This is a genomic window from Cupriavidus sp. JZ107 (assembly GCF_053903255.1).
Map to the genome: position 1 here is coordinate 834,171 of NZ_CP096480.1, position 13,606 is coordinate 847,776.

At 68.8% G+C, this 13,606-nt stretch carries 12 protein-coding genes; 10 read left to right on the forward strand and 2 right to left on the reverse strand.

Annotated features, from left to right (window positions below; translation table 11 throughout):
* Window positions 1-199 precede the first annotated feature (199 nt).
* From M1D55_RS03570 to M1D55_RS03585, 4 genes are all read left to right on the forward strand, one after another.
* Window positions 200-538 (forward strand): type II toxin-antitoxin system RelE/ParE family toxin, encoded by a 339-nt coding sequence (locus M1D55_RS03570; RefSeq protein WP_456281127.1) that lies wholly within the window; start codon window positions 200-202, stop codon window positions 536-538.
* A complete protein-coding gene (locus M1D55_RS03575) occupies window positions 535-816 on the forward strand; it encodes a helix-turn-helix domain-containing protein (protein WP_456281128.1) in 282 nt (93 codons plus the stop codon). The genes M1D55_RS03570 and M1D55_RS03575 overlap by 4 nt, the downstream gene beginning before the upstream one ends.
* A gap of 49 nt (window positions 817-865) precedes the next feature.
* Window positions 866-1,771 (forward strand): LysR substrate-binding domain-containing protein, encoded by a 906-nt coding sequence (locus M1D55_RS03580; RefSeq protein WP_064575565.1) that lies wholly within the window; start codon window positions 866-868, stop codon window positions 1,769-1,771.
* A gap of 192 nt (window positions 1,772-1,963) precedes the next feature.
* Window positions 1,964-2,977, forward strand: a complete 1,014-nt coding sequence (locus M1D55_RS03585) for a tripartite tricarboxylate transporter substrate-binding protein (protein WP_006576798.1) — start codon at window positions 1,964-1,966, stop codon at window positions 2,975-2,977.
* A 33-nt stretch (window positions 2,978-3,010) separates the two neighbouring features.
* On the opposite strand, the gene M1D55_RS03590 is transcribed toward M1D55_RS03585, so the two are convergent.
* Window positions 3,011-3,460, reverse strand: a complete 450-nt coding sequence (locus tag M1D55_RS03590; protein ID WP_006576799.1) for a nuclear transport factor 2 family protein — start codon at window positions 3,458-3,460, stop codon at window positions 3,011-3,013.
* A 335-nt stretch (window positions 3,461-3,795) separates the two neighbouring features.
* Between M1D55_RS03590 and M1D55_RS03595 the strand changes: the two genes are divergently transcribed.
* The gene (locus M1D55_RS03595) at window positions 3,796-6,705 is read left to right on the forward strand and encodes an EAL domain-containing protein (RefSeq protein ID WP_456281129.1); all 2,910 of its coding nucleotides are present in this window, start codon (window positions 3,796-3,798) and stop codon (window positions 6,703-6,705) included.
* Between the two features lie 4 nt (window positions 6,706-6,709).
* Here M1D55_RS03595 and M1D55_RS03600 read toward each other — a convergent pair whose 3' ends face one another.
* Window positions 6,710-7,897 (reverse strand): acyl-CoA dehydrogenase family protein, encoded by a 1,188-nt coding sequence (locus M1D55_RS03600; protein WP_456281291.1) that lies wholly within the window; start codon window positions 7,895-7,897, stop codon window positions 6,710-6,712.
* A 247-nt stretch (window positions 7,898-8,144) separates the two neighbouring features.
* Between M1D55_RS03600 and M1D55_RS03605 the strand changes: the two genes are divergently transcribed.
* The 5 genes from M1D55_RS03605 (at window position 8,145) to M1D55_RS03625 (ending at window position 13,567) form a co-directional block, all read left to right on the forward strand.
* Window positions 8,145-9,257, forward strand: coding sequence for an LLM class flavin-dependent oxidoreductase (locus M1D55_RS03605; RefSeq protein ID WP_023264675.1), 1,113 nt, complete (start codon window positions 8,145-8,147; stop codon window positions 9,255-9,257).
* A 77-nt stretch (window positions 9,258-9,334) separates the two neighbouring features.
* Window positions 9,335-10,363, forward strand: a complete 1,029-nt coding sequence (locus M1D55_RS03610; protein ID WP_456281130.1) for an ABC transporter substrate-binding protein — start codon at window positions 9,335-9,337, stop codon at window positions 10,361-10,363.
* A 3-nt stretch (window positions 10,364-10,366) separates the two neighbouring features.
* Entirely contained in the window at window positions 10,367-11,410 is a 1,044-nt protein-coding gene (locus M1D55_RS03615) for an ABC transporter permease (RefSeq protein WP_456281131.1), read from the forward strand.
* Complete coding sequence (locus M1D55_RS03620) at window positions 11,404-12,270, forward strand: ABC transporter ATP-binding protein (protein ID WP_456281132.1); 867 nt, start codon at window positions 11,404-11,406, stop codon at window positions 12,268-12,270. The genes M1D55_RS03615 and M1D55_RS03620 overlap by 7 nt, the downstream gene beginning before the upstream one ends.
* 100 nt (window positions 12,271-12,370) lie before the next feature.
* The gene (locus M1D55_RS03625) at window positions 12,371-13,567 is read left to right on the forward strand and encodes a c-type cytochrome (RefSeq protein WP_456281133.1); all 1,197 of its coding nucleotides are present in this window, start codon (window positions 12,371-12,373) and stop codon (window positions 13,565-13,567) included.
* The last annotated feature ends 39 nt before the right edge of the window (window positions 13,568-13,606 follow it).

A 13,606-nucleotide genomic window follows, 5' to 3' on the forward strand; every position in this document is an offset into this window, starting at 1 on the left:
CGCTCCGGCTGCGCACGGCCGCCGCAGAATAGGCGGCCATCCAGCCGGATTCCTGACGGGCGTTGCGGGCAACGGTCGCGGCACGAAGCCATGCAGGTCAGCCGGCATACCGTTGATGGGGGCGACGACAAGTGATGAAGCGATCGCGCTGTCAGCGCGATTTTCCTGTCTCACTTATATACAAATTTGTATAATCGCCATGTCGGTGCTCAAACCCATCCGGTTCTGCGGCAGCTCCCTTGACGACCTGCGCGAATTCACGCCGGCAGCCAGACGAGAAGCAGGCCATCAACTGGACCAGGTCCAACGCGGACAGGAGCCGGATGACTGGAAGCCGATGAACACCGTGGGTCCCGGTGTGCGAGAGATCCGGATTCGCGATGAGTGCGGAGTGTTCCGTGTGATCTACGTAGCCAAGCTTGCCGACGCCGTGCACGTGCTTCACTGTTTCCAGAAGAAGACGGAGAAGACGAGCAAGCCCGACCTGGATCTGGCCGCCAGGCGTTACCGCGAGCTGCTCAAGGAGCAAGGGCAATGAGCAAGAACCAGTATGCAAGCGTTTGGGACGCCATCGAAAACACGCCGGCAGAAGCGGAGAACATGAAGCTGCGTTCCGAACTGATGATTGCGCTGAAGAACTACATTAGCCGCAGCGAAATGAGCCAGGCCGAGGCTGCCCGGCTTTTCGGCGTGACCCAGCCGCGCATTTCGGACCTGATGCGCGGCAAGATCAATCTGTTTGGTCTCGATGCCCTGGTCAATATGGCAGCCGCGGCCGGTATGCACGTGGAGATGCGCGTAGTCGAAAGTGCATGACGCAACGTCGTTTCGTTGATCGCGCGAGGTGCCAAGGAGCAAGCCCACGATGCGGGACCTGGATTTGACCAGCCTGCGCCTGTTTGTCGCGGTCTGCGAAACGCGCAACATGGCGCGGGCCGGGGAGCAACAGCATATCGTCGCGTCGGCGATCAGCAAGCGGCTGGCGCAACTGGAGGATACGGTCGGCGCGCAGCTGCTCGAACGGCGCCGGCGCGGCGTGATTCCGACTCCGGCCGGCGAGATCCTGCTCGAGCATGCGCGGGCGATGCTGGCGGCGGCCGACCGGGTCGCGCGCGACATGGCCGACTATGGCTCGGGCATCAAGGGGCAGGTCAGGCTGCTCGCCACGGTGTCGTCGATGGCGGAATCGCTGCCCGACGACATTGCCGGCTTTCTGCAGCAGCCCGAGCACCGCGATATCCGCGTGTCGGTCGAGGAAGCCGTGAGCCGCGAGGTGGTGCGCGCGGTGCGCGAGGGCTCCGCGCCGCTCGGCATCTGCTGGGACGCCGCCGATCTGGAAGGGCTCGCCACGCGCCCCTATCGCGCCGACCATCTGGCCGCGGTGGTGCCTGCCTCGCATCCGCTCGCCGAGGCAATCGAGTGCGCGTTCTCCGATACGCTGGACTTCGACCATATCGGCCTGCCGGCGCAGACCGCGGTACACACCATGCTGGCGCGCCATGCGGCCATCGTCGGCAGGCCCGTGACCTATCGCGCGGTGGTGTCGACCTTCGACGCGTCGCTGCGCTGCGTGCGCGCCGGGCTGGGCCTGGCGATCATGCCGCGGGAGGTGGTCGAACCGGTCGCCGCGAGTCTTGACGTGCGGGTCGTGCCGCTGACCGATGGCTGGGCGCATCGGCGCTTTGCGATCTGTTTCCGCGACGAGCAGAGCCTGTCGCCGGCCGCGCGCATGCTGGTGGCGCATCTCGAGCGGATGGCCGCCGGGGAGTGAGGCGCGCCGGCGGCTGAGCCGTCGCTGTCAGCGTCCGCCGGCGGGCCGCAACAGCGATCCGCATAAACCCGGCTTCCGCTGACCCGTACGATGGCTTAAGCAATGGCAGATGGCGCCGAAGCGGCCGGTTGGCCGACACTACGGCGATTTCGAGCCCTGGGTACGCAGGGCATTACATCCGGAGACATCGCCATGGCTGTTCGTATTGGGTCCACCCATTCCCTTCGACCGCTCGCTTCGCTGCGCCTGACCGTCGCGGCGCTCGGCCTGCTCGCCGCGGCCGCCGTGCAGGCGGCCGATGCCTTCCCGCACAAGCCCATCGCGCTGGTGGTGCCGTTCTCCGCCGGCGGTCCCACCGACGTGGTCGCGCGCAGCCTCGGCCAGGCCATGTCGAAACACCTCGGCCAGAGCGTGGTGGTCGAGAACCGTACTGGCGCGGGCGGCACCATCGCGCCGGCCTATGTGGCCCGCGCCGAGGCCGACGGCTATACGCTGTTGATCCACCACAACGGCATGGCCACCGCGCCGGCGCTGTACCGCAAGCTGTCGTACGACCCGCTGAAGGACTTCGAATACGTCGGCCAGGTCGCCGACGTGCCGATGACGCTGCTGGGCAAGAAAGACTTGCCACCCAACAACACGGCGGAACTGGTCCGCTACGTGCAGCAGAACGAGTCGAAGATCAATCTTGCCAACGCGGGGCTCGGCGCGGTCTCGCAGCTGTGCGGGCTGCTGTTCGAGCAGGCCACCAACGTCAAGCTGAACGTGATTCCGTTCCAGGGCACGGCGCCCGCCATGACGGCGCTGCTGGGCGGCCAGGTCGACGTGTTGTGCGACCAGACCACCGCGACGCTGCCGCAGATCGCCGCCAACAAGGTCAAGCTGTACGGCGTCACCACGCCGCAGCGGATCCGCGCGTTGCCCAATGCGCCGACCTTGCAGGAAGGCGGCCTCAAGGGCTTCGAGATGAAGGTGTGGCACGGCGTGTATGCGCCGAAGGGCACGCCGGCCCCGGTGGTCGCGCGCCTGACCGCCGCGCTGCAGGCGGCGCTGAAGGACCCGGCGGTGGTCAAGCGGCTGGACGAACTGGGCGCCGAGATAGTGCCGCCGGCCAAGCAGACCCCGGAAGGCCTGAAGACCTGGCTCAAGGCCGAAAGCGACAAGTGGCAGCCGATGCTGCGCAAGGCCGGCGCCTTCGCCGACTGAGCGCCGGCACCGGCTATCCCGGGCGCCGCCGGTTCAATGCCGCGGCGCCTTGCCCGTCAGCGTCTCGCGGGCGGCGCCGAGGCGCTCGCCCATCGCCGCGCCCAAGGCCTGCAGGCCGCTCATCGGGCGCACCATCACCTCGAACTCCTCGATCCGTCCTTGCTCGTCGAAGCGCAGCATGTCGATGCCCTTGAGCGCCTTGCCGTCGACCTCGGCGCTGAATTCCAGCACGACGCTGTTGCCGTCGCTGCTGGCGAAGGTGCGGTGATAGCGAAAGTTCTGGAACACCGTATTGACGGTCTTCAGCACCAGCTTGATCGCGTCGCGGCCGGGGTAGGGCGTATGCGCGACCGGCGAGCGGAACACGATGCGGTCCGACAGCAGCGGATCCAGTTCCTCCATCGCATTGCGCTCCAGCAACCGATGCCAGGCCGCCAGGGTACGGCGCGCGGCATCGGACAAGGGCTGGTCGTCGATTTCCATCAGGCTCTCCTCTTCGGGTCAAGGGCAGGGACGGCGCAAAGCCTGCCGAGGGGATCGACCGAAGCCGCGGCACGCTTGCTTATGCAACTGGTTGCATTGAGAATAGCAGTGCGCCTCAGCGTATGCAACCAGTTGCATTAGAAGCGCGACTCGGTCGCCAGCCCATGCGAAGCCATCGCCCAACGCCACGATCGCGTATCGCCGCTCACCGAGTGTCGGACAGCGGTGGACAGCAAGGCGGATGACATGTGCGCTACAGTGCCGCCCAATGGACACGGTACGGACGCGGCCACTCCGCACCGCGCCGCTGTCGCCACGCAACCATCGCCCCGTTCATGACCCCTCGCGCAGCGCCCGATCGACAGGAAGCGCCATCGGAGGATGGCCCATCAGCGCTCGCGCTGTTTCACGGCGACCGCGGCGCGGCCGCGCTCGAGGCGCTGCTGAACGCGCTGCCGCATCCGGTGCTGGTCAAGGACCGCGCCCATCGCTGGTTGCTGCTGAACGACCAGATGTGCGACCTGATGGGCCACAGCCGTGCGGCGCTGCTCGGCCACACCGATCATGACTTCCTGCCCAGGGAACAGGCCGACGGCTATTGGGCGGTCGACGACGAGGTGTTCGACACCGGTGAGGAACGCGAGGTCGAGGAGACGCTGACCGCCGCCGACGGCAGCACGCGCGTGCTGGCAACGCGCAAGCGCCGCGTGATGCTGGCCGGACCCGACGGCGCGCCGATGCCGGTCGTGATCGCCTCGATCATCGATATCACCGACATCCGCCGCGCCGAGAGCGCGCTGCGCGAGAGCGAGGCGCATTACCGCCATTCGGTCGAATTGAATCCGCAGGTGCCGTGGACCGCCGATGCGCAAGGGCTGGTGTCCGAAGCCGGGCCGCGCTGGGAGGAGCTGACCGGCAGATCGGTGGAGCAGGGCAAGGGCACCGGCTGGGCCGAGCAGGTCCATCCCGACGATCTGCCCGACACCTTGCGGCGCTGGCGGGACAGCGTCGATACGGGGCAGCCGTTCGACCACGAGTTCCGGCTGCGGATGCAGGCCGGCCAATACCGCTGGTTCCGCTCGCGCGCCGCGGCCCGGCGCGACGACGATGGCAAGGTGGTGCGCTGGTACGGCACGCTGGAAGACATCGACGACCACAAGCGTGCCGAGGCGGCGCTGCGCGAAAGCGAGCGATTCAGCCGCAGCATCCTCGAGAACAGCCCCAACTGCATTCGCGTGCTCGACCTGGATGGCCGCGTGCTGTACGCCAATGCGACCGCGTATCGCCTGCTGGAGCTCGATGACGACGAGCCGGTACTGGGCCAACGATGGGTCGACCTGGTCCCGGAGCCCTGCCGCGCGGACGCCGGCGCGGCGCTGGACGCGGCCCGCTCCGGCGGCATCGGCCGTTTCACGATCCGCCGCCATACCCGCAATGGCGCCGTGCAGTGGCTCGATACCGTGACCGCGTCGATCCCGGGCGAGCAGGGCCGGCCGGCGCGCCTGCTGGCGATTTCGCTCGATGCCACCGAGGCGCGCCAGGCGCGCGACGCGGCCGACCGCGCGCAACGCGAGGCGCAGCAGGTGGCGCAGCGGCTGTCCGCGGTGCTGGAGAGCACCATGGACAGCGTGATCGTGATCGACCGCGACTGGCGCCTGACCTATTTCAACGGCAACGCCGCCCGGGCGTTGCAGGAACGCGCCCCCGCGATCGGCCGCAGCCTGTGGGAGATGTTTCCCGAGGAGGCCGACGGCGTGTTCGCGCGGCACTACCGGCGCGCGCTGGACGAACAGGTGCCGGTCGCCTTCGAGGAATACCTGCCGCCGCTGGCGATCTGGCTGGAAGTGCACGCCTATCCGACGGCCGAGGGCCTGTCGATCTTCTTTCGCAACATCACCGAACGCCGCCGCGCCGAACAGGAACGCCTGGCCGCGCAGCAGCACCTGGCCTACCTGAGCCGGCACGACGCGCTGACCGGCACACCGAACCGCGTCGCCCTGCGCGAGCATCTGGAGCTGCTGCTGCGCGAGCGCAGCCGCGCCGCCCTGCATTGCGTCGATCTGAGCGGCTTCAAGGGCGTCAACGACACCTTCGGCCATGCGGTCGGCGACGCCGTGCTGCGCCAGGTTGCGGACAGGCTGCGCGGCTGCCTGACCGAGGCCGATACCGTCGCCCGGCTGGGCAGCGACGAATTCGTCGTGGTGCAGACGCCGGTCGCCGACGGCGCGCAGGCGGCGGCGCTGGCGCGCCGCATCCAGTGCTGCCTGTCCGAGCCGTTCACGATCGAGGAGCATACGGTGACCATGGGCGCGAGTGTCGGCATCGCGATCGCGCCCGAACACGGGGAACGGCCCGACGATCTGCTGCGCGCCGCCGATATCGCGCTCGACCACGCCAAGCGCGAGGGCGCCTCGAGCGTGCTCGCGTTCCACGCCGACATGGACGCGCAGTTGCGCGCCCGCGTCGCGATCAAGCGCGACCTGCACCAGGCGCTGGCCGACGGACAGTTCGTGCTGCACTACCAGCCGGTGTACGACCTGCGCTCGGGACAGGTCCGCTGCTTCGAGGCGCTGCTGCGCTGGCAGCATCCGGACCGCGGCATGATTTCGCCGGCGGAGTTCGTGCCGATGGCCGAGGAGACCGGCCTGATCGTGCCGATCGGCGCCTGGGTGTTGCGCGAGGCGAGCCGGCAGGCCGCGGCTTGGCCGGCCGCGGTGTCGGTGGCCGTCAACCTGTCGCCGCTGCAGTTCCGCGATCCGGCGCTGGTTGGCACGGTGCGGCAAGCGCTGGGCGAGGCCGGGCTGTCACCCCAAAGGCTGCAGCTGGAGATCACCGAGTCGGTGCTGCTGCAGGAGAGCCAGACCAATCTGTCGACGCTGCAGGCGCTACGCGAGGTCGGTGTGCGCATCGCGATGGACGACTTCGGTACCGGCTATTCGTCGCTGGGCTATCTGCGCAGCTTTGCCTTCGACAAGATAAAGCTCGACCGCTCCTTCGTCACCGATCTGCACGGCGGCCACGAAGCGCGCGCGATCCTGCACGCGGTGGCGAGCCTCGGCGCGGCGTTCGAGCTCGTGACCACGGCCGAGGGCATCGAGACCGAGAGCCAGCTCGCCGCGGTGCGCGAGGAGGGCTATGACGAGGGGCAGGGCTATCTGTTCAGTCCGCCGGTGCCGGCGGCGCAGGCCCTGCAACTGCTCGAGCGCGGTGCCAGCGCATACATCGCCGGGCGGGCGGCATCATGAACCATCACGCCAGCGCATGCCTGCCCGCCGCGATCAGGATCGCGTCGTCCTGCGGCGTATGCACGCGGCTGCAGAGCACGTCACGGTAGTGGCGCTCCAGCGGGTTGTTGCGGCTCAGTCCGTGATTGCCCGCCAGTTGCAGCGCGAGTTCGACCGCGCGGATCGCATTGCCGGTCACGGTGAACTTCAATAGCCCGCTGTCGCCGGGCGTCGGCGGGTGGCCGGCATCGATGCGCGAGGTCGCGTCGTCGAGCAGTGCCCGGTTGGCCTGCAGCAGCGCGGCGATTTCGCCGATGGTCTGCTGCACGCGCGGCAACGTCGCCAGTGGCGCGCCCAGGCTCGCCGGCGCACGGGTCTGCACGAAGTCGCGAATCCAGTCGAAGCCGGCACGCGCCACCGCATCGTAGAGGCTGCCGAGCAGTACGACCATCCAGGCCTGCTGATCGGCATTGGCGTCGATATCGGCCTGACTGGCGCCCGCCGGCGTCCATTGCTCGGGCAGGCGGAGATCGACCGCGTATTCCGGCGGAATCCACACATCGTCCAGCACCGTCTCGTGGCTGCCCGAAGCGCGCAGCCCCAGATGGTTCCAGTTTTCGACCACGCGAATGCCGCGCGCCGGATCGGCGGGACCCGGCACCAGAAACACGCCGACGCGCGGCTGCGGCTCGTCGGTGCGCGCCCAGACCGCGAGCCAGCGCAGCGCCGGGATGCCGGTGCAATAGAGCTTGCGTCCGTGCAGGCGCCAGCCGTCCGCCGTGCGCGTTGCCACCGTGCCCGGCAGTCCGCCGCGCGAAGGCGAGCCCAGTTCCGGCTCGACGCGCAGGGCGTTGATCAGCGCGCCCTCGGACACCGAGCTGTCGAACACCCGTTGTGTGGCTGCCGGTGGCCAATGCGTGTCGTCGCGCGCCATCGCGCGGTGCTGCAGATAGGTCATCGTCAGCACCAGCGCGGTGGCGGCATCGCCCGCCGCGACCGCCGCGACGATGCGGCGCGCCCGCGCCAGGTTCGCGCCGCCGCCGCCATGGGATTGCGGCACGACCTGCGCGATCAGGCCATGGCGATGCAGCAGCGCGAAGTTGTCGTGCGCGAAGCTGCCATCGGCGTCGTGCCGTGCGGCGCTCGCCGCGAAGGCGGTGCGCAAGGCGTCGAGCGTGTCGTCGAGCGTCTCGTCGAGTGTGTCGTTGCGCATGCGGTCGCGCATTCGGTCCAGATGCGGCTCGCTGCCTCGCAGTCGAAGCAAGGTGGAAGAGGGCATGACGGTCGTTCCCTGTGCGGATTCGGATCGGCGCCTAGCGTAACGCCGAGATGCCGCTTCGATGAACGATGCAAATCGAATATGGAGTTTCGTTTTTATTCGTTCGGTCACACGCGGGTTTGCCTTACGTTTGTCGCCAGATTCCGCCGCCGTGACCGCAGCGGGCGACACAGGAGAACCCATGAGCGTCGACATCATCGGCATGATCCAGAGCCAGAAGCAATCCGAGATCCATCCGCCCAGCGGTCCCGTGGTGGATCGCGACTATGTCAGGGCCTTCGCGCAGGCGCACGAGCAGGCCGGCTTCGACCGCATCCTGGTGCCGCACCATTCCACCGGCCCGTCGGCCACGCTGACGATCGCGTATGCGGCCGCGGTGACCGAGCGGATCCACTTCATGCTGGCGCATCGGCCCGGCTTTACCGCGCCGACGCTTGCCGCACGGCAGATCGCGACGCTGGACCAGTTCAGCGGCGGCCGGCTCGGCGTGCACTTCATCTCTGGCGGCTCGGACGACGAACAGAAGCGCGATGGCGATTTCCTCGATCACGACGAACGCTATGCGCGTACCGACGAATACCTCGGCATCCTGCGCCGGATCTGGACCGAGCCCGAGCCGTTCGATCACGAGGGCCGCCACTACCGCTTCCAGCGCGGCTTTTCCGAGGTCAAGCCGGCGCAGCAGCCGCATGTGCCGATCTACTTTGGTGGTGCTTCCGCGCCGGCGATCGCGGTCGCCGGCAAGCACGCCGACGTTTATGCGCTGTGGGGCGAGTCGCTGGACCAGGTCCGCGAGCTGACCACGCGGGTACGTGCCGAGGCCGCGCGGCACGGCCGCCAGATCCGCTTCTCGGTGTCGTTCCGGCCGGTGCTGGCCGAGACCGAGCAGAAGGCATGGGAGCGTGCCGACCGCATTCTCGAACGCACCCGCGCGCTGCGCGTGCAGCAGGGCTACAGCCGCGGCGGGCCGCAGCAGAGCGAGGGCGCACGCCGCCTGCTGGCCGCCGCCGAACAGGGCGATCGCGTCGATACCCGGCTGTGGACCGCGATCGCGCGCGAGACCGGCGGCCGGTCCAATTCGACGGGGCTGGTCGGTACGCCGGAGCAGGTCGCGCACGCGCTGCTCGACTACTACGACCTGGGCGTGACCACCTTCCTGATCCGCGGCTTCGATCCGCTCGACGATGCGGTCGACTATGGCCGCGAGCTGATTCCGCGGCTGCGGGCGCTGGTCGCCGAGCGCGATGCGCAGCGGCGGCTCGAGCAGGCAGAAGGGCAACGGCAGGCGGCATGACCGCCGCGCCGGCAACACCGCGCACGACATACCGAGACGAAACCAACAACACGTAGAACCACGGGAGCCGTATCACCATGAGCCATTTCGAACCCACTGCCGATGCAGCGCCAAGCGCCGGGCGGCGGCGCGACGTGCTGCGCCTGGCCGGCGCCGCGGCCATCGCCGCCCCGGCGCTGATACTCGGCCGGCGCGCCTGGTCCGCGCCGCGCAAGCTGACCTTCGCCTGGAACCAGAATTCGTTCTGCCTGACGCCGATCGTGGTCGCGCAGGAGAAGGGCTTCTTCGAGAAGAACGGCCTGCAGGTCGATCTGATCAACTACAGCGGCTCCACCGACCAGCTGCTCGAATCGATCGCCACCGGCAAGGCCGATGCCGCGGTCGGCATGATCCACCGCTGGCTCAAGCCGCTGGAGGCGGGATTCGACGTCAAGATCATCGGCAGCTCGCACGGAGGGTGCGTGCGGTTGGTCGGCTCGAAGGCGGCCGGCGTCACCAGCCTGCGGGCGCTGAAGGGCAAGACGGTCGGCGTCAGCGATCTGGCCGCGCCGGGCAAGCACTTCTTCACGATCCTGCTGGCCAAGAACGGCATCGATCCGGACAAGGACGTGACCTGGCGCCAGTATCCGGCCGACCTGCTCGGCGTCGCGGTCGACAAGGGCGAGATCCAGGCGATCGCCGACGGCGACCCGAATCTCTATCTGCTCGAGAAGCGCACCCATGGCGCCTACGTCGAACTGGCGACCAATCTGAGCGGCGAGTACGCGCGCAAGGTCTGCTGCGTGGTCGGCGCGCGCGGCGAACTGGTCCGCAACGATCGGCCCACGGCGTCCGCGCTGGCGCGCGCGATCGTGCAGGCGACCGACTTTGTGCACGAGAACCCGAACGAGGCGGCCAAGGTGTTCGCCAGGTACTCGCCGAAGATCTCGCTGGACGATCTGCGCAAGCTCTACGCGACGCTGACCTATACCCATCATCCGACCGGCGTCGATCTGCGCGATGAAATCGCCTTCTATGCCGAGGATTTCCGCAAGATCGGCGTGATCAAGAAGACCACCGATCCGCAACGCCTGGCGCAGCATGTCTACGCCAATGTCCTGGGATAAATCATGAGTACGCATCAAGCTGCGTTCGAGGCGGCGAGCGACGCCGGCCGGACCAAGCGCCGGAGCGCGGGGGCGGGCGTGTCCAGGCCATGGCCGGTCGGCTACGTTGCCGCGCTGGCATGGGCCGGCTTCGGCCTGCTGACCTGGCGCTGGCCCAACGTGGTCGCGGGGTTCAGCGACTGGGCCTATACCGCCGAGTTGGGCGTCGCCGCACTGGTCGTGGCCACAGCGCTCGCGCTATCCGCCGCGGTCGGTCCGCGCTTGTGGGCCCGGCATCGCGCCTGGGCGGCACTTCGCGCTGCCGGGCCGTGGCTGGTGGCCGTGCCGCTGGTGCTGGCCGCCTGGGAATATCTGACCGCCAAGACCGGAACACTGCCGACGCCGTTCTTCGCGCCGCCGCAGGCGCTGATCGAGGTCTATCTCGATGATTGGCGCCGGCTCGGCGACAGCGCGTTGAACACGCTGAAGCTGCTCGGCTTCGGCGTTGCGCACGGCGCGGTCGTCGGCTTCCTGATCGGCGTGTCGATCGGCTGGTCGCGCCGGATCGGCTATTGGGTGCATCCGGTGCTGCGCGTGCTCGGCCCCTTGCCATCGACCGCGCTGCTGCCGCTGACCTTCTACTTCTTCCCGTCGAGCTATTCGGCCGCGGTGTTCCTGATCGCGCTGGCCACGGCATTCCCGGTCGCGGTGCTGACGTGGTCCGGCGTCGCCAGCGTCGACAAGCGCTACTACGACGTGGCGCGGACGATGGGCGCGTCGGGCTGGTTCCTGGTGCTGCGCGTCGCGATTCCGGCGGCCCTGCCGCAGGTGTTCGTCGGCCTGTTCATGGGGCTGGGCGCGTCGTTCTCGGTGCTGGTCACCGCCGAGATGATGGGCGTCAAGTCGGGACTTGGCTGGTATCTGACGTGGGCGCAGGGCTGGGCCTCGTACGTGAACATGTACGCGGCGCTGATCGTGATGGCGCTGCTGTTCTCCGGCGTCATCACGTTGTTGTTTGCGCTGCGCGACCGGGCGCTGTCGTGGCAGAAGGGGACCGTCAAATGGTGAGCACGGCGATTGCGGACAAGGCAGGGGCGACGGTGGCGCGGGGACTGGCCGGCTCGCATCAACAACAAAACAACGGAACGGGTGGGGGCATCGAAGGCGAGGGCGCCGGAGCTGGCATCGAGGTACGGCAGGTCAGCCATTGGTTCGGAGAAGGCGAGACGCGGCTGCAGGTACTCGACCACGTGAACCTGAACGTCGAGCCGGGGGAATTTGTCGCGCTGCTGGGTCCCAGCGGCTGCGGCAAGTCGACGTTGCTGCGGCTGGTGGCGGGCCTCGACGCGCCGGTGGAAGGACAGATCCTGCAGGACGGCGCGACGATCACGGACCCGGACCCGTCGCGCATCGTCGTGTTCCAGGACCCGACACTGTTTCCGTGGCGACGCGTCTGGGACAACGTGGCGCTCGGCCTGCAGGCACGCGGGCTGCTGGGCCGCGAGCATCAACGGGTCGACGCGGCGCTCGAACGGGTGGGCCTGAAGGACTTCGCGCGTGCCTTTCCGCATCAGCTGTCCGGCGGCATGGCGCAGCGTGTGGCGCTCGCGCGCGCGCTGGTCAACGATCCGCGCCTGCTGGTCCTCGATGAGCCGCTCGGCAAGCTCGATTCGCTGACGCGGCTGGCGATGCAGAGCGAACTGGTCGCGCTGTGGCAGCGCGCCGGGTTCTCGGCCCTGCTGGTCACGCACGATGTGGAGGAGGCGCTGTTCCTCGCGCAGCGCGTGATCGTGTTCAGCGATCGGCCGGCCCGCATCCGCGCGGAGATCGACGTCGATCTGCCGTATCCCCGCCATCGCGGCGATCCCAGGCTGACCGAGATGCGGCACGAGGCGCTGACCCATCTGGGCCTGGACGCGAGCTGGTGATGGCCGACACGTTGGCAGCGGCGTTGGCAGCGGCGTTGGGAGCGGCGTTGGGAGCGGCGTTGGGAGCGGCGTCTGGAGACGCCGTGGCGCGAGCGGTGCGATGAATGGCGTGGTGTTGCCGGCCTGGCTCGATACGCTGTTGGCCATCGTCGAGCAGGCGCAGTTCGGCTTGCTGCGGCTATGGCACTGGCTGGGTCTGACCGGCGATGTGCACGGACAACCGGCCTGGCCATGGAGCCATCGGATCGCCGGCGAAACCTTGCTGATCGATCTTGGCGTGGCAAGGCAACTGGCCTGGACCGGCATCGCCGTCGCGCTGTCGCTGATGGCGATGCTGCTGGCGCTGCCATGGCGGCGCCGCCGCGCGATGCTGCTGGCGATCGCCGCCGCCGGCCTGCTGCTCGCTCCCTGGCCTGCGCCGGTGCTGTTGTTCGTGCCGGCCGCGCCGACCAGCTTTCATGCGAGTCCGACCGGATTTTCGGTGGAAGCGATTGCCCTCGGCGCACGAATCTACGGGCAGCATTGCGCCGCCTGCCACGGCGACGATGGCCGTGGCGAAGGGCCACTGGCGGCGACGTTGCCGCGCTGGCCGCCGACGCTGGTCGGGCCCTTGCTGGGGCGCCGCGCCGATGGCGAGCTGTTCTGGCGTATCGCCGATGGCATGCGTGAGGACCATGGCGGCCCTGTCATGCCCGCATTCGCCGGGGTATTGAGCGACGGCGAGATCTGGGCGGTGCTCGACTATGCCAAGGCGCTGGCCGCGGGCGAGGGCGCGAAGTCGGCCGGCAGCTGGCCGATGGCCGTGGCGCTTCCCGACATGGCGATCCGCTGCGGAGCCGGCACGCCGCGCCGGCTGGCGCAGTGGCGCGACGGCCAGCGGCTGAGGCTGGTGGCCTTCGATGGCTCGTCCCAAGGCATCCCGCTCGAGGACCCGCGCTTCCTGACCTTGCTCGTGACGCCCGACGGCAAGCCCCCCGCTTTTGTGCCGCAGTTCCGCAGCGATTGCGCGGCGGTGTCGCCGCAGGCCTGGGATACCGTCGCGCGGCTCGCCGGCGTCGCGCCGGAGCGCCTCGGCGGCACCGAGCTGCTGGCCGATCGCGATGGCTGGCTGCGCGCGCGGGGTACGCCGCAGCAGAAGGGCTGGTCCGATGCCGATCTGCTGTGCGAGTCGGGGCAGGGGGCGAAGCCGACGACGAGTGCGACGACCGAAAAGCCGGCGCCCGATGGCCTGACCGCGCTGCTGTTGCGGATGGACGCCGAGCCGGTGCGCTTCGTCAAGGGCGGCATCTTGCATTAGCGGAAGGCCCAGCCGCGGTGCGCGGCCGTACGCGCCGTG

Excerpts from the sequence above, each read along its gene's own strand:
- M1D55_RS03570 (WP_456281127.1), top strand. The coding sequence starts at position 200 with ATGTCGGTGCTCAAACCCATCCGGTTCTGCGGCAGCTCCCTTGACGAC.
- M1D55_RS03575 (WP_456281128.1), top strand. The coding sequence starts at position 535 with ATGAGCAAGAACCAGTATGCAAGCGTTTGGGACGCCATCGAAAACACG.
- M1D55_RS03580 (WP_064575565.1), top strand. The coding sequence starts at position 866 with ATGCGGGACCTGGATTTGACCAGCCTGCGCCTGTTTGTCGCGGTCTGC.
- M1D55_RS03585 (WP_006576798.1), top strand. The coding sequence starts at position 1,964 with ATGGCTGTTCGTATTGGGTCCACCCATTCCCTTCGACCGCTCGCTTCG.
- M1D55_RS03590 (WP_006576799.1), bottom strand. The coding sequence starts at position 3,460 with ATGGAAATCGACGACCAGCCCTTGTCCGATGCCGCGCGCCGTACCCTG.
- M1D55_RS03595 (WP_456281129.1), top strand. The coding sequence starts at position 3,796 with ATGACCCCTCGCGCAGCGCCCGATCGACAGGAAGCGCCATCGGAGGAT.
- M1D55_RS03600 (WP_456281291.1), bottom strand. The coding sequence starts at position 7,897 with ATGCGCAACGACACACTCGACGAGACGCTCGACGACACGCTCGACGCC.
- M1D55_RS03605 (WP_023264675.1), top strand. The coding sequence starts at position 8,145 with ATGAGCGTCGACATCATCGGCATGATCCAGAGCCAGAAGCAATCCGAG.
- M1D55_RS03610 (WP_456281130.1), top strand. The coding sequence starts at position 9,335 with ATGAGCCATTTCGAACCCACTGCCGATGCAGCGCCAAGCGCCGGGCGG.
- M1D55_RS03615 (WP_456281131.1), top strand. The coding sequence starts at position 10,367 with ATGAGTACGCATCAAGCTGCGTTCGAGGCGGCGAGCGACGCCGGCCGG.
- M1D55_RS03620 (WP_456281132.1), top strand. The coding sequence starts at position 11,404 with ATGGTGAGCACGGCGATTGCGGACAAGGCAGGGGCGACGGTGGCGCGG.
- M1D55_RS03625 (WP_456281133.1), top strand. The coding sequence starts at position 12,371 with ATGAATGGCGTGGTGTTGCCGGCCTGGCTCGATACGCTGTTGGCCATC.